This window comes from Aquitalea denitrificans, assembly GCF_009856625.1.
Taxonomy (GTDB): domain Bacteria; phylum Pseudomonadota; class Gammaproteobacteria; order Burkholderiales; family Chromobacteriaceae; genus Aquitalea; species Aquitalea denitrificans.
The window spans coordinates 4,315,956-4,334,419 of record NZ_CP047241.1; the positions used below are offsets into that span (position 1 = coordinate 4,315,956).

Here is an 18,464-nt window from a genome sequence, read left to right on the forward strand (position 1 = left end):
GACAGGCAGATAGCAATTGAGCCGGCCCAGGCCGGCTCATGCATCTGCACTACAGGGAGGGATCGCTTATTCGGCGGCCTTGTCGGTCGGCTTGGCGATCAGTTCCTTCACCACTTCGGACATCGGGAAGTTCAGGTTCAGGCCCTTGGGCGGAACCGGGCTGGTGAACCACTTGGCGTAAATCTTGTTTACTTCGCCGGACTTGTAGGTGGCCTTGATGGCATCGTCCACCACCTTCTTGAAGGCAGCGTCGTCCTTGCGCAGCATGCAGCCGTAGATTTCGAAGGACTGCGGCTTGCCGGTCACCACCCAGCCCGCCGGGTTCTTGGCCTTGGCCATTTCACCGTACAGCAGGGCGTCGTCCATCATGAAGGCGACGGCGCGGCCGGATTCCAGCATCAGGAAGGATTCGCCATGGTCCTTGGCAGAAATGATATTCATGCCCATCTGCTTGTCGGCATTCATGGCCTTGAGCAGGCGCTCGGAGGTGGTACCGGCGGTGGTGACCACGTTCTTGCCCTTGAGGTCGGCAAAGTCTTTCACGCCGGAAGTCTTGGCAGTCAGCAGACGGGTGCCGATTTCAAAAATGCCCACCGAGAAAGCCACTTGCTTCTGGCGCTCTACGTTATTGGTGGTGGAACCACACTCCAGATCGACAGTACCGTTCTGTACCAGCGGAATACGGGTTTGCGAGGTCACCAGATTGTACTTGACCTGCAGGTTCGGCATTTTCAGCTCTTTCTTCACTTCTTCGACAACCTTGTTGGCCAGGTCTACCGAGTAGCCCACCGGCTTCTGGTTATTGTCGTAGTAGGAGAAAGGGATGGATGCATCACGGTTGCCCAGCACGATGACGCCGGATTCCTTGATTTTCTTCAGGGTGCCGGTCAGTTCGGCAGCCATGGCCGGGGTGCTGGCCAGAGCGGCCAGGGTTGCTGCAGAGATGAGACGGGTGCAAAGCTTCATATTGGTTTCTCCTGGGGTCCTTGATAGATTCACTGCCCTCAGCCTGAAGGCCGCAGGCACTGCTGCTGTTATAGGCTGGATTTACCAGCAACAGGATCCAGTCCTGACTTGCGGGCGCTGCCGGCAAACCCCCGTTTGCCATCCCGTCAGTCCATCGTAGACATCCTGCTTACAGTCACCGCCTCTTGTGATGGGCGGCTCTCCCTGTGTTTTCCCCCCGTTTTGGCCGGGGGTGAAAAGTTTGCGATTCTGCTGCCAGTGGCCGCAGTAATGCAAGTGGCACTGCAACAAGGGCTGCTTGCAGCAGCCCCTTTGTCAACTTGTTGCGACAGTTCAACCAGCGAGGTGGTTCGCCATACGCACAAAGTCTTCCACCTGCAGGTTTTCCGGCCGCAGGCCCGGGTCTATGCCCAGGGCTTCGAAATCGGCCAGTTCCAGCACGCCCTTCAGATTATTGCGCAAGGTCTTGCGCCGCTGCGAAAAGGCCTTGGTCACCAGCTCTTCCAGCTGCCGTTCATCCTTGGCCACACCACAGCGTCCCGGCGCCGGAATCATGCGCACCACGGCGGAATCCACCTTCGGCGGCGGCCAGAATGCACCCGGCGGCACATTGAGCACCAGTTCCATTTCAAAGCGGTACTGCAACATCACTGTCAGCCGGCCAAAATCTGTCGTGGAAGGCTCAGCCAGCATGCGGTCCACCACTTCCTTTTGCAACATGAAGTGCATGTCGGTAACGTGCTGGCCAAAGCTGGCCAGGTGAAACAGTAGCGGGGTAGAAATGTTGTAGGGCAGGTTGCCGACAATCTTGAACGCGCCATCGGTAATGGAGCCGAAATCGAACTTGAGGGCATCACCTTCGTGGATGGTCAGGCGCTCGGGCGGGAATTCCTTTTTCAGCCGGGCAATGATGTCGCGGTCGATCTCCGCCACATGCAGGTGGCGCAGGCGGTCCAGCAGCGGCTTGGTAATGGCACCCAGACCGGGGCCGATTTCGATCACTACATCGTCCGGCTGCGGGTTCACCGCATGCACGATGTTTTCAATCACGCTGGCGTCTTGCAGGAAATTCTGGCCAAAGCGTTTGCGGGGAATATGTTGGCTCATGGAAGCTCGAGAGAAAAATTGCCTGAATTGTAAACCTTACCCGCCAGCGTGTGCCAACCCCTTGTTTCTGCTCAGCCGTGGGCAAATGCCAGCACACCCCAGGCCAGCACCAGATAACGCAGGGCCTTGCCTGCGGTCAGCCAGACAATGCTGGCCAGCCACGGCAGCCGCAGCCAGCCGGCCGCCAGCGGCAGGGCGTCGCCAATCAACGGCACCCAGGACAGCAGCAATACCGCCGGACCATAACGGGCAAACCAGCCCTCCAGCCTCGGTGATAATTCCTTGCGCGGGGCGCGGCGCCCCAGCCACAGACTGGTGATGCTGCCGGCGCTGTTGGCCAGCGTAGCCAGCAGCAAAGCTGGCCACAGCCAGTCCGGCCATTTGTAGAGGAAGGCCGCCAGCACCACTTCCGAATTGCCCGGCAAAATGGTGGCCGAGGTAAATGCCGATACCGCCAGTCCGCCCAGCGCCAGCCAGACGGCATCCATCAGATGTCCAGTTCCAGGCCAGGCTGGCCACAGGCTTCGCCAATGGCGGTGCGCAGCGTGGTAAAGAATTCGGCACCATCCCGTACCGCCAACCACTGGCCGTCCTTGTGAGCAAAATGATAACCACCGCTCTTGGCGGCTATCCACAGCTCCTGATTGGCGGCATGGCGGTTCACCACGATCTTGCTGCCATCGTCGAACTCGATTTCCAGTACATTGCCATTGGTAACGAAGTCGGCATCCAGACCGGCGTCGTCAATGGCATCTTCGATGCGGCTGAAAATACGATCGGTCACATCCAGAAATTCACTTTCGTTCATGTCGTCTCTTCCTTGAATTGCGGTGTGCTAGACTCAGGATTTTGCCACATCGGACTGCCTTTTATGCTGCGAACCATGCTGACCTGCCTTGCCCTGAGCCTTGTCGTGACTGCCTGTGGCTATAAAGGCAATCTTTTCCTGCCCAAGCAGGAAGGGGCCCATACCCATGCTTCGGCCCCGGCGGCGCAGGCGCGCCCGGCCCAGTAACAACGGTTTTTCCGCTTTTTACCCGGCCGGATCCGTCGGCTGGCGGGTTTGCCGCTACACTGCGTGGCCCGCGTGCCGCGCTGGCCCGGCGGGATACTATCGTTAGCTGATCTGGTGATTTGTCACCAGCCGGTCTTCATCCAGAATACGCTGCCCGAAGGACGAAAAGCTGCCATGACCCGTTTTGCCCGCCATCTGGAACACCACACCATCGTCAATCCCTTTCCCGGTATCGTGAAACTGGAAACCGCACTCGGGCATCGCATCAAGACCCGTATCGGCTCCAATGAAAGCCTGCCGGACCCGGTGTCGCCACTGGCGGGTGAACTGGGCAAGGTCCTGGCGGAAATGGCCAGGCTGTATCCCGATCCTTACGCCCACGCACTGCGTGAACGGGCAGCAAAGCTTAACGGTGTGAGCCCGGCGGAAGTGCTGTTCGATACCGGTGCCGATAGCCTGATCCTGCTGGCATTGCGACTGACCTGCAACCCTGGCGACGCCGTGGTCACCACCGCTGGCACCTATCCCAGCTTCCGCTACTTTGCCGAGGGTGTGGGCGCACGCGTGCTGGAAGTGCCCTATTGCCAGCGTGGTCAGCACATGCGACCTGATCTGGCCCGGCTGGCCGAAGTAGCCCGCGCCGAGCATGCCTCGGTACTGTATCTGGCCAACCCCGACAATCCCACCGGCCATTACTGGCAAGCCGAGGATATCTGCTCCTTGCGCGCCGCACTGCCGCCGCACACCCTGCTGCTGCTGGACGAGGCCTATGTCGATTTCTGTACCGATGCCGCCGATGCGCCCCCCGCCGGCATCCTGCCGCACACCCTGCGCCTGCGCACCCTGTCCAAGGCCTATGCACTGGCCGGTCTGCGCGTGGGCTATGCCATTGCCAGCGCCGACATCATCGCCAAGGCCGACCAGATCCGCCCGCAATATGCGCTGTCCAGCATTGCCCAGACCGCGGCACAAATCGTGCTGGACGACCCGGACTACTCGCGCAAACTGGTGGCACAGACCATCACCCTGCGCCATCACCTCAGCCATGCCTTGTACGATCAGGGCCTGACCCCGCTGCCATCGCACACCAACTTTGTCTGCGTCGCCTATCCGGATGCGCAGCAGGCCGAGGCCATCCAACGCCATCTGCTGCAAAGCGGCATCGCCATTCACCGCCCGCAGCACCCGGCCGTGCGCCACATGCTGCGCATCACTGCCCATCCGCAGGCCACCAGCGCCCGTGTACTGGCTGCGCTGGCCGGTCAGCTCGACTAGTGCCTGCGCTGCCACCTGCCTTGCCTTGACCGCCCACAGCCACCGCCAGCCGGTGGCTTTTTTGCGTCCAAACCCATGCACATGCCCTCGCTTTCTACTAGCCAATTTCATGGTCCTGCTGTGGAACCTTGGTGCCCGCGAGCCATCCATCAATCCACATATCATAAATACTCCAGCAGGAGCACACCCATGCCGTTTACCGCTCAGGAACGCCAGCAACTGCTTGCACTCAAGGGTGTTGGCCCGACAGTCATCGCCCGGCTGGAACAGATAGGCTTTAGTAGCCTGAGCCAGCTGGCGGACCAAGACGCCGCCAACATCACCTGGCAAGTGGCGCAGGCAATTGGCTCCAGTTGTTGGCATAACAGCCCGCAGGCACGGCAGGCCATCGCCAAGGTCATCGCACTGGCGCGGGAACAGCTACCTCGCACCACCTCAGGAAAGGAAGCATGATGAAATTTGCCTACACCATTGTTTATGTGGCGGATGTTGCCGGTTCGCTGGCATTTTTTGAAACGGCATTCGGCTTTTCCCGCCGCTTTCTCACCCCGGAAGGCGACTATGGCGAGCTGGACACCGGCGACACCACCCTGTCCTTTGCCAGCAAGGCGCTGGCCCTGAGCAATCATCCACAGGGTTTTCGCTTTGCCGATGATGGCGCACTGCCGCTGGGGGTGGAAATCGCCCTGGCTACTGATGACGTGATGGCGGCACACCAGGCCGCACTGGCTGCCGGTGCCAGCGAACTGGCGGCACCACAAGTCAAACCCTGGGGCCAGACGGTATCTTTCCTGCGTTGCCCGGATGGCATGCTGCTGGAGTTATGCAGCCCGGTCACACCTTGAACACGCAGGATTCAAAAAGCACACGCCATGCACCGCGCCTACCGTCTGCAGCAATGGTAAATCTCCACGGCTGACTGGCCGTCGGCAATCCCGCTGGATGGCTTCATGCAGGTAACCCGGACAGGCGTGGCCAAGCGGCAGCAGCAGCTACGCACCACCAGCCAGCCCTGGCATCACTAAGTGCCTACAGGACTTGAAACCGGGCTGGCATTGATGGATTCTCCCTGTCTATATTGACAGCTCGGGGGTCGTGATTGCGGAGAAATAGGCATGAATCTTGAAGATGCCCTGCTGCTGCATTTTGAAATGAAGCAGGAACTGCGCATGGCCATGCTGGAGGGCAGACAGCTGGATTGCGCGCAGATTGCCGATGACTGCGGCTGTGAACTGGGGCGTTGGCTGCAGGAGGAGGGCCGTGTCAATTGCTGTCAGTATGCGGTGTTCCAACAGTTGGTGGAAAACCATCGCGACTTTCATCTGGAAGCAGCGCGGGTGGCCACACTCATCAACCAGGGCCAGTTCGATGCCGCCAGCGAAGCGCTGGCGGTCGGGCCATCACACTACAGCCGCTTGTCGTCTGCCGTGGGCAGCGGCATTGCCGAACTGCGCAAGCACCTGTTCCAGCAGTTCAGCCACTAGCGGCCCTAGCGCTTGGGGCTGCTGACAGAATGGCGTCGCACCCCTGGGGTCAGAACGACTGCAACAACGCCAGCAGCGCCTCGCCATCCAGTCTGGCTACCAGGTCACCACCTTCCAGCAGGCTGTCGGCCAGTGCGCGTTTTTCCGCATGCAGGGCGACGATTTTTTCCTCAATGGTGTTTTCCGCCACCAGCCGGTACACCGTTACCGGCCGTTGCTGGCCCATGCGGTAGGCGCGGTCGCTGGCCTGGTCTTCCACCGCCGGGTTCCACCATGGGTCCAGATGAATCACGTAGTCGGCCGCCGTCAGGTTCAGCCCGGTACCGCCGGCTTTCAGGCTGATCAGAAACACATCACCCTCACCGGCCTGAAACGCATCCATGCGTGCCTTGCGCTGCTTGCCCGGCGTGGCACCGTCCAGATACTGGTAGGCAATACCTTGCTGATCCAGCCATTGCCGCGCCAGCGCCAGATGATCGACAAACTGGCTGAACACCAGCGCCTTGTGGCCATTGTCCAGCAGCTCGGTCATCAACTGGCAAAAGAAGGCAAACTTGCTGGCGGGCAGGGCGGTGTCCGCTTGCAGCAAGGCCGGGTGACAGCAGAAGCGGCGCAAGCGGGTCAGTTCGGCCAGCACCTGCATGGTCTTCTTATCCTGGCTGTCCACCTCGGCCAGCTTTTGCAAGGCCTGCTGGCGCATGGCCTCGTAGACATGCAGCTCCTGCTCGGACAGCGCAATGCGGCTGGTGATATCGGTGCGTGGCGGCAGCTCGGTCAGCACCTGTGCCTTGGTGCGGCGTAACAGATAGGGCTGGATCAGCGCCTTGAGCGTGGCGCGGGCTTCTTCATCGCCCTCGGCGATGGGCTGGGCAAAGCGCTGCTGGAAGCGCTCCTCATTACCCAGCAGGCCGGGAGTGATGAAACGGAACAGGCTCCACAATTCGCCCAGATGGTTTTCCACCGGCGTGCCGCTGGCAGCCAGGCGGAAATCCGCCCGCAGGCTTTGTGCCGCCTGCGCGCGCTTGGTAGCCGCATTCTTGATGGCCTGCGCTTCGTCCAGCACCACGCTGGCCCAGTGCACGTCGGCAAAATCGTCCGCCTGCAATTGCAGCAGGCCGTAACTGGCAATCACCAGATCCTGCTGCCCGACTGTGGATAAGTCGCGCTGCTGTTGATAAGGGCGCAAGCGCAGGCTGGGGGCAAAGCGGGCGGCCTCGGCCAGCCAGTTGAGCGCCACCGAGGTGGGTGCCACCACCAGTTGCGGGCCCAGATGCGCACGACTGAGCAACAGCGCCAGCGTCTGCACCGTCTTGCCCAGCCCCATGTCGTCGGCCAGGCAGGCCCCGGCACCGATATGCGCCAGCCGGGACAACCAGGCAAAGCCTTGCAATTGATAGGGCCGCAAGCTGGCTTGCAAGGTGGCGGGGACTGTTGGATGAAAGGTGCGCAGGCTATCCCAGCCTTGTTGCAACTGCTGCCAGCCGGCATCGCCGTCAAACTGGCCGATGTCCTCACTCAGCCCGGCCAGCAGCGGGGCGGCCAGCAGGCTGAGGCACAAACCGTCAGTCATGGCGTGATCGGCCAGCCGGGCCAATTGCTGCAACCTGGCTTGCAGGCTGTCGGACAGCACCAGCCAGTCCTGCTCGGACAGGCGCAGATACTGACCGGGCTGAGTGGCCAGCGCTTCCAGCAACTGACGCAATTGCAGCACCCGGTCTTCATCCACCTGCACTTCACCGGTCACTTCCAGCCAGCCGTTCTTGCGTTTGGTTTTCAGCCGCAGCTGCGGCAAGCCGGCCTGGGCCTGGATGCGCATGCGCTGGCCTTGCGGCCAGACACATTCCAGCCGCGCCGGGGCAATGGCCTGCAATTGCTGCAACTGCTGTACGACTTGCAAAGCCTGTTGCTGACTGGCCAGCAACCATTGCAGCACGCCATCCGGGTCGGGCCTTGCCGCCGCCAATGCCGGGCAATCCTCCAGCAAGGCCGCCAGTGCCTGTTTTTCCTCACTTAGCTGACGCTGCAAGCGCACCGCTTGTCCTTGCAGCAAGGCCACTTGCTGCCATGGCCCGCGCCCCGGCGGATACCAGGCGGCTTGTTCCGCCACCCGGCAGCGCAGTTGCAGGCGCAGTCCCTCGGGCAGCGGGGTGAGAACGGCAAACAGCCGCGGGTCGGCCTGCATGGCGGGCAGATCGGCACCATCATCCGCCTCCACCAGTTCCACCGGCAGCCAGGGCAGCATGTCGCCAATGGCTTCCAGCAGCTTCTTGCGCGCGGCCAAGGGCACGCTCAGGCGATGGCCCAGCAGCGCGGCCAGTTGGCGGATTTCCGGCCCCGGCCAGTACACCAGCAAGCTGTTCAGCCCGCTGCGCTGCCACAGGCAATGCTGGCAGGCGGCAATGCCGGGCGGGCTCAGTTGCAACACCATCTGCTGTTGCTGCTTGTGCAACAGCAGACTGATCTGGCCTGCTTCCAGCGTGACCGGCTGATCGGGCTGTTCTTCCCAGAACAAGGCCGGATGACCCAGTAGCAGCGGCAGGGCGGCTTCACCTTCCAGCTCGGCCAGACTGCTGCCATCGGCCAGCTGATGGGTGCGCTCAAGCTGGCTTATCACCAAGCGGTCCTGCGCGCTGAGCCAGTCCCACTGTGCGGCCTGATCCAGCAAGCGCCCCAGCGGCAGCACCCGGCCACGGCTCCAGCCAGCGCCTTCTGGCTGCTGGATGCAGGGGGTGAGGCGGATACCGGCTTCATTGGCCAGAATGCGCCAGGCCAGGCGCTGCGAGGTAGTGGTATGCATCGGCAGGAACAGGAAAATTCAGCGGGCTATTGTGCCTTAAGCCTGCTGTTGAGGGCAGATCTACCGAGCGGCAAGAGAAAACAAAAACCGCCCAACAAGAGTGGGCGGTTTTTCTTGCGGGCTGCCAGACAGATGCAGCCCTTGCAGATGAGACCTGCGCTCAGATGCGCGCCAGTGCGCGGCGGGCGGCGGCGATGGTCTGTTCGATGATTTCGTCGGTATGGGCGATGGAGACAAAACCGGCTTCGTAGGCCGACGGTGCCAGGTACACGCCTTCGTCCAGCATGGCGTGGAAGAAGCGGTTGAAGCGTTCGCGGTCCGAGGCGGTCACCTGGGCATAGCTGGTGGGCACGGCATCGCAGAAGTAGATGCCGAACATGCCGCCCACGCTGTCGGTGACCATGCTGACACCCGCCTCTTTGGCAGCTTCGGCCAGGCCTTGTGCCAGACGGGCGGTGCGGCGGCTGAGAGTAGCGTGGAAGCCCGGTTCCTGGATCAGCTTCAGCGTGGTGAGGCCGGCGGCCACGGCCACCGGGTTACCGGACAGGGTGCCGGCCTGGTAGACATTACCCAGCGGCGAGATGCAGCCCATGATGTCGGCGCGGCCACCAAAAGCCGCCAGCGGCATGCCACCGCCAATCACCTTGCCCAGGGTGGTGAGGTCCGGCTTGACGCCGTGCAGCGCCTGGGCACAGCCCAGATCAACGCGGAAACCGGTCATCACTTCGTCGTAGATCAGCACCGTGCCGTGTTTTTCGGTGAGGGCGCGCAGGGTTTGCACGAATTCTGCCGACGGCTTGATCAGGTTCATGTTGCCGGCGATCGGCTCCAGGATGACGCAGGCGATCTGGTCGCCGATTTCCTGGAAGGTGCGTTCCAGCTGCTCGACGTTGTTGTACTCCAGCACCAGGGTGTGCTTGGTGAAGTCGGCCGGCACACCACCGGAAGAAGGATTACCAAAGGTGAGCAGGCCGGAACCGGCCTTGACCAGCAGGCTGTCGGAGTGACCGTGGTAGCAGCCTTCAAACTTGACGATGGCGTCACGGCCAGTGAAACCACGCGCCAGACGGATGGCGCTCATGGTGGCTTCGGTACCGGACGATACCAGTCGCACTTGCTCGACCGAGGGCAGCAGCTTGCAGATTTCTTCGGCAATCTCGATTTCCGCTTCGGTGGGCGCGCCAAAGGACAGGCCATCCACCGCCACATCCTGCACCGCCTTGATCACGGTGGGGTGGGCGTGGCCGACGATGGCCGGGCCCCAGGAGCCGATGTAGTCGATGTACTGTTTGTCGTCGGCATCCCAGAAGTGTGCGCCCAGCGCCTTTTTCACAAAGCGCGGCGTGCCGCCTACCGAGCCGAAGGCCCGTACCGGCGAATTGACACCACCGGGGATGGTTTTCTTGCCACGTTCAAACAGTTCGAGATTGCGGGACATGCTGTTTCCTTATGACGGGTAGGGCGCAAACCAGCCTGGTTTGCTGCCGGAATCGGGTTTGCCAGTGGCGCAGGGCATGCGCCGTGCGGTATCCATGCTGGCGAAAGCGTTATTTTTCCACAGCCGGGCTGGCCAGTGTTGGCATTTCAGCGCTGCGGCCAGCTGGTGTAGGGCTTCTTGGACAGATAGGCATTGGTATAACGCCCGTCTTGGGTGACTTCCGCGCCCACCCAGTCCGGCTTGGCAAACGGGGTGTCTTCCGCTGGCAGCTCGATTTCCGCCAGCACCAGCCCGGCGTTTTCGCCAAAGAATTCGTCCACTTCCCAGACAAAGCCACCAAACTCGATACGGTGACGCAGCTTGTCCACCACCATCGGGCACATGGCGTCCATGATGGTCCGGGCATCGGCCAGCGGAATAAGGTATTCGAATTCATGGCGGCTGATGTCGCTGATATTGCCCTTGAGGGTGAGCCAGGCCTGATCGCCCACGATACGCACCCGCACCGTGCGTTCCTTTTCTACCGACAGGTAGCCCTGGCGGTATTGCACGCCTTCGGCCAGACCGCGCCAGCCATCATTGGCAATGACAAAACGACGTTCGATTTCCAGTCCCATGCTGCTCTTTCCCGTTCAGGGCGGTTTGCCCTGCATTCATTCACAAGTTGTGCGCAGCGACATGCGCCGCACCGACATCAAAACGGCTTCACCACCACCAGAATCACCACCGCGCACAGCGCCAGCACCGGAATTTCATTGAAATAGCGGTACCACACATGGCTGTGGCGATTGGCACCGGCAACAAAATCGCGGTACAGCTTGCCGCAATACAGGTGGTAGGCAATCAGCAGTGCCACCAGGGTGAGCTTGGCATGCAGCCAGCCACCGGCAATGCCAAAGCCCAGCCACAGCACCAGGCCCAGCGCCAGCGCCAGCACCGCCAGCGGCGTGGTGAAGCGGTAGAGCTTGCGCGCCATCAGCAGCAGGCGGTCGTACTCGGCGCCCGGCGCGGCCATGGCCAGGTTGACGAAGATGCGCGGCAAATAAAACAGCCCGGCAAACCACGAGGTGACAAAAATGATGTGAAAAGCCTTCAGATACAGGTAAGCCAATTCAGACTCCATTCAGACTGCATGCCATGTAGCCGGTGCCACACGACGTTTCACGTGAAACAGCATGTTCAACCGCGTTTTGCCTGCAGATAAAGTGGCATCACTTGCGGGATATGTGCCTGCAAGTCGCTGATGCGCGTGGGCCCCGAAGGGTGGGTGGATAAAAACTCCGGCCCGCTGCCACCACCGGCGCTCATCATCTTGTTCCACACATTGACGGCGGCATTGGGGTTGTAACCGGCACGCGCCATCAGTTCCAGACCGATGATGTCGGCTTCCGATTCCATGGTGCGGCTATGCGGCTTGCTCAGCGTCACGTCGGTCACCATGCCTGCCAGATTGAGCTGGCTCTGGTTCAGCCCGGCCACCGCGCCCACCACCGACAGGCCCATCTGCTGGGCATAGGCCTGGCTCATGGTTTCGCGGCTGTGCTCGCGTAGCGCATGGGCGATTTCATGGCCGATGACTGCCGCCATTTCGTCATCCGTCAGCTGCAAGCGCGTTACCAGGCCGGAATACACCATGATCTTGCCGCCGGCCATGGCGTAGGCGTTCAGCTCCTGCGTCTGCGCCACATTGACTTCCCACTTCCAGCGGGCGGCATCCGGCCGGAACACCGGCGTCTGGGCAATCAGCCGCTGCGCCACCCGTTTTACCCGGGCGGTGAGTACTTTGTCGGTATTGAGCTTGCCCGCGCTGCGCGCCTGGCTGACCTGGCCAGCGTAGGATTTGGCCGAGGACTGCTCCACTTCCTGTGCACTCAGCCACATGCTCTGGCTACGGTTGATGCCCACCACACCGCTATTGGTGGTGTTGACCTGGGCGCAGCCGGCCAGTGCCAACAGCAGGGCTGCGTGGGAAAAGACTTTTCTGCAAACTTGATTCATGCCACATTCCTTGCCACGGCCTTAATGCCGTGAAGTGCATGCGTGCCGCCAGCTCAGATTTCCACCATTTCGAAATCGTCCTTGCGGGCATCGCAATCGGGACAGGTCCAGTTGGGCGGGACATCTTCCCACGGAGTTCCCGGCGCGATGCCATCTTCCGGCCGCCCGGCTTCCTCGTCGTAGATGAAACCGCAAATCAGACACATCCAGGTGCGCATACGTTTGTTCCAAGCTCGGTTAAAATAGGCATTCTAATTGCTGCCGCACGATCTGACCAAAGAGGTTACCGCCTTGTCCACATTGCCCCCTCCACCAGCAGTACTCACCCTGGCTGGTTCCGACCCTTCCGGCGGCGCCGGCATCCAGGCCGACATTCTCACCCTGGCCAGCCTGGGTTGCCACCCCTTGTCCGTAATTACCGCCATTACCGTGCAAGATACGGTGGGCGTGGACGACTTCATGGTGCTGGATGCCGACATGGTGAACGACCAGGCGCGCTTCCTGCTGGAAGACATTCCGGTGCTGGTGTTCAAGATCGGCATGCTGGGCAGCGTGGAAAACGTGGCCGTGGTGGCCCAGCTGATTGCCGACTATCCGGATGTACCCGTGGTGCTGGACCCGGTGCTGCGCAGCGGCGGCGGCCACGAGCTGGCCGATGACGACCTGATTGCCGCCATGCGCGACTTGCTGATTCCGCAGGTGTCCATCATCACCCCCAACAGCATGGAAGCACGCCGGCTGGCGATGAACGACCCGGACGAAGACGAGGAACTGAGCCTGGACGAGTGTGCCAAACGCCTGCTGGCACTGGGCTGCCCGCATGTATTGATTACCGGTACGCACGAAAATACCAAAGAAGTCATAAACAGTCTGTACAGTCCCAACGGCATAGTACGTGCCGACCGCTGGGAGCGGCTGCCTGCCAGCTATCACGGCTCGGGCTGCACGCTGGCCTCGGCCATTGCCGGCATGCTGGCCACCGGGCTGATGCTGCCCGAAGCAGTGCGCGAAGCACAGGAATATACCTATCAAAGCCTGGTGGCGGGTTTCCGCCCCGGCATGGGCCAATACATCCCGGACCGGATGTTCTGGGCCCGCGAAGAAGAAGGAGCAGAAGGTGACAGTGATTAAGGGCTTGTATGCGGTATCGCCGGAGGCAGAAGACAGCGAGCAATTGCTGGCCAAGGTCAGCCGCGTGCTGGATAACGGCGTGGCCATCCTGCAATACCGCAACAAGAGCGACAACACCGTGCGCCGCCTGCGCCAGGCCAGCCTGCTGGCCAGCCTGTGCAAGAGCCGCCGCGTGCTGTTCCTTATCAACGACGATGTCACCCTGGCACGCGCGGTACAGGCCGATGGCGTGCACCTGGGCAAGACCGACGGTTCGGTGGCCGATGCCCGCGCAATACTGGGGCCGGATGCCATCATCGGCGTGTCCTGCTACAACGACATCCGCCTGGCCGAACAGGCCGCACGCGACGGTGCCAGCTATGTGGCCTTTGGCGCGGTGTTTCCCTCCCGCACCAAACCGCATGCCGTGGCAGCACCGCTGTCGCTGTTTGCCGAAGCAAAAAAACTGGGCCTGCCATCCGTCGCCATTGGCGGCATCACCCCGGACAATGCCGCCGAAGTGGTGGCGGCCGGTGCCAGTGCCATTGCGGTGATTGGCGGCCTGTTTGATGCCCCCGACCCGGCCGCCGCCGCCCGGCAGATGGCGGCATTGTTCAATTAATGGCCATTTTTTTACTGCTGCCCCCGCTATCCGTCACGCTGCTGCTTCTACGGTGCGGGTGCCGCATGGATTGCTCTGGTTTGCAGATATTTTTGCAAAGCATCGGCAAAGCATCGCAGTTTAAGGGTTTGTTGTCTGGCTGGCGGGAAGAATAGGTAAAGCCGTATGGCAGGAATGGTGTAGTCCTCCAGCAGTGGCACTAGTTCGTGCTGTGCCAGGGCTTGTTGCAGCATATGAATAGGTTGCAGGCTGATACCGCCACCATGTAGCGCGGCAGAAAACAAGGCAGGCCAGTTGTTTATTTTCAACCGGCTGGAGATCTTGATGTGGTGTGTTCCATCCGGGCCTTGAAACGACCAGGTTTCATTGCCTCCCCAGTTGCCATGCAGACATTGGTGATGTTTGAGCTCCACGGGATGGACTGGTTTTCCGTATTTTTCCAGGTAAGAAGGGGCGGCGCACAAACAGAGCTGCTGCTCCCCCAGTGGCTTGGCGACAAATTGCTCATCACCAGGCGACTGTACGCGAATCACAGCATCGAATCCTTCTTCTACCAAGTCCACAAAGCGGTTGCTCAGGTACAGATCCATTTCAATATGAGGATGGGCCTGCAAAAAAGAGGGCAACATGGGCACCAGTAAGCATTGACCAAAACTCAAGGGTGCTGCCAGCCTCAGACGTCCGCGTGGTTCGGCCTGCATTTCCTCTACAATCGCTTTTGTGGCTGCGATTTCACCCAGGATAGTTTTGCAGCGTTGGTAAAACAGGTTGCCGGTTTCAGTTAGGCTTTGCTGCCTGGTGGTTTTGTTCATGAGCCGGGTGCCGGTCCATTGCTCCAGAGCCCGTACATGCTTGCCTACCATTTGGGCCGTGATTTCCAGCTTGTCTGCCGCCTTGGTAAATGACCCTTCCTCAACCGCCCTGACAAAAGCGGTCATGCTCGTCAATCTGTCCACATTTTTGCCTTACAAAAGTCTGCAATATCGCTTAATTAGAAACTATTGGTTTCGATACTATAGAAAATTTAATTATTTATGCTGAAAAAATTTCAAATTAAACTCATTTCTGTCTAAACAACTAGCGGATGAGGCCAAAATGAAATTTGCTACTTTTGCCAAAGGTTTGCTTGCTGCTGTTTTTGCCATATCAGCACTGGTGGCACAGGCCAGTGAGCTTATGGCGGATCAGGATGGTAAGATTTTTCGAGTAAGCTTACTGGGTACCGGGACGCCAGTGCCACAAATGGCGCGTGCGGGTTATAGCACTTTAGTGGAGGCAGGAAACCAGAAACTGGTTTTTGATTTTGGTCGCAGTGCCAGCACGCGTCTGTGGCAATTGCATATTCCGCTAGGGCGCATCAATGCTTTTTTCCTGACTCATTTTCATTCCGATCATACTGTCGGTTTACCTGATTTTTGGCTGACGGGCTGGTTACAACCGGCCTATGGCCGCCGTACTTCACCGATGAAGCTTTATGGCCCCACTGGAACGGAGGCGCTGGCGCAGGGCTTGCAACAGGCTTATGCAACCGATATTGCTACCCGAGTGAAAGATGAGGGCACCCCTATGGATGGGGTCATGATCCAGGCTCATGATGAAACAGCAGGTTTGGTGTATGACGTGGGTGGCGTGCGGGTTTATGCCTTTGATAATGATCATGGCGTCAATATCAAGCCTTCATTTGGGTATCGTATTGAATATCAAGGTCATGTTGTGGTGCTCTCCGGGGATACCCGCTATAGCCCTGAGGTAGTCAAGCAGGCCAAAGGTGTGGATTTGCTAGTGCATTGTGTTTCTTTGACATCGGATGCCTTGTTGCAATCCAACCCGGCATACAAGGCCATTTTTGGCCATCTTTCCTCTCCGTTGGATGCCGCCCGGGTCTTGCGGGAAGCACGGCCCACATTGGCAGTCTTCAGTCATATCGGTCTGAATGGGGAGGTTTCCGTTGCGGACATCGCCAAACAGGTGCAAGCAAATTACGATGGCCCTTTTGTGATAGGCGAGGATTTGATGCAGTTTGAAATCCCGCTGCAGGCTGGGCGTCAGGGTATTGCCGTGTGGCAGGCTACCAAACCGTAAGCATGGCATGGAGACCCATTCGCAACATCTCCGTTGCTGCATTGCGTCTCCTTGCCACACTACTTGCCTTGCATACCCCCGCCCAGTGCCTTGAACAGGGCCACCAGGTTTTCTGCCTGCGCTTGCCGTGATGCCAGCCAGGCTTCACGCTGCTGCGCTTCCAATTGTTGCTGCGCCAATACCTCGGTTTTTGCCACCTCACCAACACGGAAACGCTGCCGCGCCAACCCTAGCTGCAATTCGGCCAGTTCCACATTGGCCTGCAAGGCATGCTGGCGCTGTGCCTCTTGCTGGTAGCGCAGCAAGGCGGTTTCGGTATCGGCCAGTGCTGCCAGCACTTTTTGCCGATAAGCCGCCAAAGCCGCATCCCGCGCCGCTTCGCGCGCTGTCACCTGGTTTTTCAGTCGTCCACCGGTAAACAAGGGCAGGCTCAGTTGCGGGCCGACATTCCAGAAGCGACTTGCCGCCGCAGTGAGATTGCCTTCGTGGATGGAATCCCAGCCGCCACTGCCCACCAGCACCAGCCGCGGGTATTGCTCGGCCACTGCCACGCCGATATCGGCTGTCGCCGCCGCCAGTTCGCGTTCGGCCTGACGGATATCCGCCCGCCGCCGCAACAAGTCAGCCGGCATGCCCACCGGTGCCTGCGCCAGCGTGGCAGGAACAGGCCGTTCCGCTGCCAGCGTGGCCAGCAGCTGGGCCTGGGTCTGGTCCAGCAATACGCTGAGTGCAGCCACGGTAGCACCTTGGGCGGTGTGCAGGGCTGGCAGCGCCGCTTGCAGGCTAGCCACATTGCTGGCCGCCTGGTTAAGTTCGCTATCGGAAATTTCACCCGTCTGGCGCAGCAAGCCGGTGAGGCGCAGGCTTTCCCGCGCTGCCGCCAGTTGGGCTTCCAGGTTGTGCTGGCGTGCCACCCAGCCACGGTAATCAATCACATTGCGCGCCACTTCCGCCGCCACCCGCAGCGCTACATCGGCCTGCTGTTCCTGCACGCTATCCAGCCGCGCTGCGGCAGCTTCGCGGCTGCGGGCGGTATGGCCGAACAGGTCGATTTCCCAGCTGGCATCCAGTTGCAGGCGCTGGTCGTTAAAGCCGGTGCGCGGATTGGCAAACGGGATGTTGGCAAAGTTTTCGCTATTGCGGCTGAACTGGTCGCGCCCGCTGCGCACACCGGCATTCAGTTGCGGCCACAGCGCACTGTCCACCACACCCAGGCTGGCCCGTGCCTGGCGCACACGGGCATCGGCCTGGGCCAGATCCGGGCTGGACTGCAAGGCCTGCTCCACCAACTGGCTGAGCGCGGCATCGTCAAATACCGTCCACCAGCGCTGCAACTGCGGCTGGCTACTGCCAGCCTGATGCTGGTAGTGCGCCGGCAGCGTGGTTTGCGGCGCGTGGTAATCCGGGCCGACGGCGCAGGCGGTGAGCGCCAGCAAGGGGAAGAGCAAAGGAAAGAGGATACGGTGTGACATCAGTGACTCCTCTGCAGGAACATCCGGTAAGCCAGCAACAAGGTGCCGGCAGCAATGGCCAACAGCGGCCACAGGTGTGGCCAGGCCTCGGCCAGGCCATAACCCTTCAGGAAGATGCCCTTGACGATGACGATGAAGTGGCTGAGCGGGTCCACCGCGCTGACCATTCGCAGCGGCAAGGGCATGTTTTCCACCGGGGCCATGTAGCCGGACAAAATCACCGCGGGCGACATGAAGGCAAACGAGCCCAGAAATGCCTGCTGCTGATTGCTGCTGAGGGCGGAAATCAGCAGGCCGAAACCCACCAGCGACAGCCCGTAACACAGCATGGAAACCAGCAGCAACCACACCGTGCCGCTGAACGGCACCTGGTAAACCCATACCGCGGCAGCGGCAATGATGCAGCCTTGCACCAGCGCCACCAGCATGCCGGGCAGCGCCTTGCCGGCCATGATGTAGGCCGGGGTCAGCGGCGACACCAGCAGTTGCTCGAAGGTGCCTTCTTCGCGCTCGCGTGCCAGCGACAGCGCGGTCACCATCAGGCAGCCGATGGTGGTGATGATGGCCACTAGGCTGGGCAGCACGAACCAGCGGTATTCCAGATTGGGGTTGTACAGGTTCTGCACCAGCAGCCGAGCCGGTGCGGCTTGCCGACTGCGCTCGGCGGCATATTGCTGCACCACTTGCAGCGCGTAGCCATAGGCAATCTGCGCGCTGTTGCTGCGCCGCCCATCGATAATGGCCTGCGCCGTCACGCCCTGGCCGCTGGCCAGCCGGCGCGAGAAATCCTGCGGCAGGCTGATGGCCAGCAAGGCCTGTTGCCGGTCTATCACCTGCTGCATGTCTTGCTGGCTGTGCAGCATCAGCACTTGCGGAAAGGCCTGGGTGGCAGCCAAACGTTGCACCAGCTCGATGGAAGCAGCGCCGCCATCCTGATTGAATACAGCCAGCGTGCTGTTTTTCACTTCCAGCGTGGCGGCAAACGGAAACAGCAGCAGTTGCAGCAGCACCGGGGCGATCAGCAGGCGGCGGCTTTGCGGGGTGCGCAGCAGCGCCTGCATTTCCTTGCGGATCAGGGTGAGCAGACGTTGCCACATC

General features: G+C 60.6%; 21 protein-coding genes. 8 read left to right on the forward strand and 13 right to left on the reverse strand.

Annotated features, from left to right (window positions below; genetic code table 11):
- Nucleotides 1–66 precede the first annotated feature (66 nt).
- The 4 genes from GSR16_RS20055 to cyaY form a co-directional block, all read right to left on the reverse strand.
- Nucleotides 67–966, reverse strand: a complete 900-nt coding sequence (locus GSR16_RS20055; RefSeq protein WP_159880481.1) for a glutamate/aspartate ABC transporter substrate-binding protein — start codon at nucleotides 964–966, stop codon at nucleotides 67–69.
- A 333-nt stretch (nucleotides 967–1,299) separates the two neighbouring features.
- The gene (gene rsmA, locus GSR16_RS20060; RefSeq protein ID WP_159880483.1) at nucleotides 1,300–2,073 is read right to left on the reverse strand and encodes a 16S rRNA (adenine(1518)-N(6)/adenine(1519)-N(6))-dimethyltransferase RsmA; all 774 of its coding nucleotides are present in this window, start codon (nucleotides 2,071–2,073) and stop codon (nucleotides 1,300–1,302) included.
- A gap of 71 nt (nucleotides 2,074–2,144) precedes the next feature.
- Complete coding sequence (locus GSR16_RS20065; protein WP_159880919.1) at nucleotides 2,145–2,564, reverse strand: YqaA family protein; 420 nt, start codon at nucleotides 2,562–2,564, stop codon at nucleotides 2,145–2,147.
- On the reverse strand, nucleotides 2,561–2,881 hold the full coding sequence (gene cyaY / locus GSR16_RS20070) for an iron donor protein CyaY (protein WP_159880485.1): 321 nt from the start codon (nucleotides 2,879–2,881) through the stop codon (nucleotides 2,561–2,563). The genes GSR16_RS20065 and cyaY overlap by 4 nt, the downstream gene beginning before the upstream one ends.
- Before the next feature lie 63 nt (nucleotides 2,882–2,944).
- Between cyaY and lptM the strand changes: the two genes are divergently transcribed.
- From lptM to GSR16_RS20095, 5 genes are all read left to right on the forward strand, one after another.
- Nucleotides 2,945–3,088 carry an LPS translocon maturation chaperone LptM gene (lptM, locus tag GSR16_RS20075; RefSeq protein WP_159880487.1) on the forward strand — a complete coding sequence of 48 codons (144 nt, stop codon included), beginning with the start codon at nucleotides 2,945–2,947 and terminating at the stop codon, nucleotides 3,086–3,088.
- A gap of 174 nt (nucleotides 3,089–3,262) precedes the next feature.
- Nucleotides 3,263–4,363 (forward strand): pyridoxal phosphate-dependent aminotransferase, encoded by a 1,101-nt coding sequence (locus GSR16_RS20080; RefSeq protein ID WP_159880489.1) that lies wholly within the window; start codon nucleotides 3,263–3,265, stop codon nucleotides 4,361–4,363.
- A 189-nt stretch (nucleotides 4,364–4,552) separates the two neighbouring features.
- On the forward strand, nucleotides 4,553–4,816 hold the full coding sequence (locus GSR16_RS20085) for a nucleotidyltransferase family protein (RefSeq protein WP_159880491.1): 264 nt from the start codon (nucleotides 4,553–4,555) through the stop codon (nucleotides 4,814–4,816).
- Nucleotides 4,813–5,208 (forward strand): VOC family protein, encoded by a 396-nt coding sequence (locus GSR16_RS20090; protein ID WP_240902549.1) that lies wholly within the window; start codon nucleotides 4,813–4,815, stop codon nucleotides 5,206–5,208. Before GSR16_RS20085 ends, GSR16_RS20090 begins: the two co-directional genes overlap by 4 nt.
- 270 nt (nucleotides 5,209–5,478) lie before the next feature.
- A complete protein-coding gene (locus tag GSR16_RS20095) occupies nucleotides 5,479–5,847 on the forward strand; it encodes a CZB domain-containing protein (protein ID WP_159880493.1) in 369 nt (122 codons plus the stop codon).
- Nucleotides 5,848–5,896: 49 nt separating this feature from the next.
- On the opposite strand, the gene GSR16_RS20100 is transcribed toward GSR16_RS20095, so the two are convergent.
- From GSR16_RS20100 to GSR16_RS20125, 6 genes are all read right to left on the reverse strand, one after another.
- Nucleotides 5,897–8,644, reverse strand: a complete 2,748-nt coding sequence (locus GSR16_RS20100) for a DEAD/DEAH box helicase (protein WP_159880495.1) — start codon at nucleotides 8,642–8,644, stop codon at nucleotides 5,897–5,899.
- Nucleotides 8,645–8,804: 160 nt separating this feature from the next.
- A complete protein-coding gene (hemL, locus tag GSR16_RS20105) occupies nucleotides 8,805–10,082 on the reverse strand; it encodes a glutamate-1-semialdehyde 2,1-aminomutase (RefSeq protein ID WP_159880497.1) in 1,278 nt (425 codons plus the stop codon).
- A 146-nt stretch (nucleotides 10,083–10,228) separates the two neighbouring features.
- Nucleotides 10,229–10,699: a CYTH domain-containing protein gene (locus GSR16_RS20110; protein WP_159880499.1), complete on the reverse strand. Its 471-nt coding sequence runs from the start codon at nucleotides 10,697–10,699 to the stop codon at nucleotides 10,229–10,231.
- 77 nt (nucleotides 10,700–10,776) lie between these two features.
- The gene (locus GSR16_RS20115) at nucleotides 10,777–11,205 is read right to left on the reverse strand and encodes a CopD family protein (RefSeq protein ID WP_045845913.1); all 429 of its coding nucleotides are present in this window, start codon (nucleotides 11,203–11,205) and stop codon (nucleotides 10,777–10,779) included.
- Between the two features lie 56 nt (nucleotides 11,206–11,261).
- Nucleotides 11,262–12,080 carry a M48 family metallopeptidase gene (locus GSR16_RS20120; RefSeq protein ID WP_159880501.1) on the reverse strand — a complete coding sequence of 273 codons (819 nt, stop codon included), beginning with the start codon at nucleotides 12,078–12,080 and terminating at the stop codon, nucleotides 11,262–11,264.
- 53 nt (nucleotides 12,081–12,133) lie between these two features.
- Nucleotides 12,134–12,298, reverse strand: a complete 165-nt coding sequence (locus GSR16_RS20125) for a rubredoxin (RefSeq protein WP_045845915.1) — start codon at nucleotides 12,296–12,298, stop codon at nucleotides 12,134–12,136.
- Nucleotides 12,299–12,335: 37 nt separating this feature from the next.
- Here GSR16_RS20125 and thiD point away from each other — a divergent pair, with 37 nt between their 5' ends.
- Both thiD and thiE read left to right on the forward strand, forming a co-directional pair.
- The gene (gene thiD, locus GSR16_RS20130) at nucleotides 12,336–13,211 is read left to right on the forward strand and encodes a bifunctional hydroxymethylpyrimidine kinase/phosphomethylpyrimidine kinase (RefSeq protein ID WP_240902550.1); all 876 of its coding nucleotides are present in this window, start codon (nucleotides 12,336–12,338) and stop codon (nucleotides 13,209–13,211) included.
- Nucleotides 13,198–13,812, forward strand: a complete 615-nt coding sequence (thiE, locus tag GSR16_RS20135) for a thiamine phosphate synthase (RefSeq protein WP_159880503.1) — start codon at nucleotides 13,198–13,200, stop codon at nucleotides 13,810–13,812. Before thiD ends, thiE begins: the two co-directional genes overlap by 14 nt.
- A gap of 47 nt (nucleotides 13,813–13,859) precedes the next feature.
- On the opposite strand, the gene GSR16_RS20140 is transcribed toward thiE, so the two are convergent.
- Complete coding sequence (locus tag GSR16_RS20140; RefSeq protein WP_205677468.1) at nucleotides 13,860–14,750, reverse strand: LysR family transcriptional regulator; 891 nt, start codon at nucleotides 14,748–14,750, stop codon at nucleotides 13,860–13,862.
- Between the two features lie 157 nt (nucleotides 14,751–14,907).
- On the opposite strand from GSR16_RS20140, the gene GSR16_RS20145 reads away from it, so the two are divergent.
- Nucleotides 14,908–15,894: an MBL fold metallo-hydrolase gene (locus tag GSR16_RS20145; protein ID WP_159880507.1), complete on the forward strand. Its 987-nt coding sequence runs from the start codon at nucleotides 14,908–14,910 to the stop codon at nucleotides 15,892–15,894.
- A gap of 59 nt (nucleotides 15,895–15,953) precedes the next feature.
- On the opposite strand, the gene GSR16_RS20150 is transcribed toward GSR16_RS20145, so the two are convergent.
- Both GSR16_RS20150 and GSR16_RS20155 read right to left on the reverse strand, forming a co-directional pair.
- The gene (locus GSR16_RS20150; protein WP_159880509.1) at nucleotides 15,954–17,366 is read right to left on the reverse strand and encodes an efflux transporter outer membrane subunit; all 1,413 of its coding nucleotides are present in this window, start codon (nucleotides 17,364–17,366) and stop codon (nucleotides 15,954–15,956) included.
- Nucleotides 17,366–18,463 carry an ABC transporter permease gene (locus GSR16_RS20155; protein WP_159880511.1) on the reverse strand — a complete coding sequence of 366 codons (1,098 nt, stop codon included), beginning with the start codon at nucleotides 18,461–18,463 and terminating at the stop codon, nucleotides 17,366–17,368. Before GSR16_RS20155 ends, GSR16_RS20150 begins: the two co-directional genes overlap by 1 nt.
- Nucleotide 18,464: the final 1 nt, after the last annotated feature.

Bases quoted from the DNA above. Each gene is read 5' to 3' on its own strand.
- GSR16_RS20110 (WP_159880499.1), bottom strand. From the start codon at position 10,699: ATGGGACTGGAAATCGAACGTCGTTTTGTCATTGCCAATGATGGCTGG.
- GSR16_RS20080 (WP_159880489.1), top strand. From the start codon at position 3,263: ATGACCCGTTTTGCCCGCCATCTGGAACACCACACCATCGTCAATCCC.
- rsmA (WP_159880483.1), bottom strand. From the start codon at position 2,073: ATGAGCCAACATATTCCCCGCAAACGCTTTGGCCAGAATTTCCTGCAA.
- GSR16_RS20115 (WP_045845913.1), bottom strand. From the start codon at position 11,205: ATGGAGTCTGAATTGGCTTACCTGTATCTGAAGGCTTTTCACATCATT.
- GSR16_RS20085 (WP_159880491.1), top strand. From the start codon at position 4,553: ATGCCGTTTACCGCTCAGGAACGCCAGCAACTGCTTGCACTCAAGGGT.
- GSR16_RS20055 (WP_159880481.1), bottom strand. From the start codon at position 966: ATGAAGCTTTGCACCCGTCTCATCTCTGCAGCAACCCTGGCCGCTCTG.
- cyaY (WP_159880485.1), bottom strand. From the start codon at position 2,881: ATGAACGAAAGTGAATTTCTGGATGTGACCGATCGTATTTTCAGCCGC.
- GSR16_RS20095 (WP_159880493.1), top strand. From the start codon at position 5,479: ATGAATCTTGAAGATGCCCTGCTGCTGCATTTTGAAATGAAGCAGGAA.
- GSR16_RS20120 (WP_159880501.1), bottom strand. From the start codon at position 12,080: ATGAATCAAGTTTGCAGAAAAGTCTTTTCCCACGCAGCCCTGCTGTTG.
- GSR16_RS20155 (WP_159880511.1), bottom strand. From the start codon at position 18,463: ATGTGGCAACGTCTGCTCACCCTGATCCGCAAGGAAATGCAGGCGCTG.
- GSR16_RS20150 (WP_159880509.1), bottom strand. From the start codon at position 17,366: ATGTCACACCGTATCCTCTTTCCTTTGCTCTTCCCCTTGCTGGCGCTC.
- GSR16_RS20090 (WP_240902549.1), top strand. From the start codon at position 4,813: ATGATGAAATTTGCCTACACCATTGTTTATGTGGCGGATGTTGCCGGT.
- GSR16_RS20100 (WP_159880495.1), bottom strand. From the start codon at position 8,644: ATGCATACCACTACCTCGCAGCGCCTGGCCTGGCGCATTCTGGCCAAT.
- GSR16_RS20145 (WP_159880507.1), top strand. From the start codon at position 14,908: ATGAAATTTGCTACTTTTGCCAAAGGTTTGCTTGCTGCTGTTTTTGCC.
- GSR16_RS20140 (WP_205677468.1), bottom strand. From the start codon at position 14,750: ATGACCGCTTTTGTCAGGGCGGTTGAGGAAGGGTCATTTACCAAGGCG.
- hemL (WP_159880497.1), bottom strand. From the start codon at position 10,082: ATGTCCCGCAATCTCGAACTGTTTGAACGTGGCAAGAAAACCATCCCC.
- GSR16_RS20125 (WP_045845915.1), bottom strand. From the start codon at position 12,298: ATGCGCACCTGGATGTGTCTGATTTGCGGTTTCATCTACGACGAGGAA.
- lptM (WP_159880487.1), top strand. From the start codon at position 2,945: ATGCTGCGAACCATGCTGACCTGCCTTGCCCTGAGCCTTGTCGTGACT.